Below are 441 nucleotides of genomic sequence, written 5' to 3'. Positions count from 1 at the left end.
CCATCCGACCCTAGGTCAGCGTTGGGTAGCACCTGTCCCGGAACGCCATTGCCTGTAAGCGCTCGAACGCCTTGGACCTGTGGTTATCGTCGGTGCGCAGGCGGCGTTCTTCTTTGGTTACCTCGATTTCACGGCTGACCTCGTCGGCCGGCAGGCGCCGGCTGGCCATGCGGTCGGCTTCCAGCTCAAAGTCCACGCCCAGGCGGTCACGGGCCAATACCTGGTAATACGCGGTGTCGTCGTCGCTGGTGAACGCATTTTCTTCGGCGCCCAGGTCGCGCAGGGTCAGCGAGGTTTCACCGAGGCCGACCTTGGCGCTGCCCTTGAACATCATGTATTACAGGGCGTGGGACAAACCGATCTGGCCCGGGGTTTCGTGGCTTGAGCCTACCTTGTACCAGACCTGAGAAACCGCCACCGGCGCGCGATGATCTTCGCGCA

General features: G+C 62.6%; 1 pseudogene. It reads right to left on the bottom strand.

Features of this window, described 5'->3' with window-relative positions:
• Window positions 1-13: 13 nt before the first annotated feature.
• A pseudogene (locus JMV15_RS28055) lies at window positions 14-441 on the bottom strand (M16 family metallopeptidase); the annotation flags it as partial.

Source organism: Pseudomonas paracarnis, assembly GCF_904063055.1.
Lineage (GTDB): Bacteria > Pseudomonadota > Gammaproteobacteria > Pseudomonadales > Pseudomonadaceae > Aquipseudomonas > Aquipseudomonas paracarnis.
The sequence above is the reverse complement of the archived record's forward strand: the minus strand, read 5'-3'. Positions and strand labels throughout refer to the sequence as shown.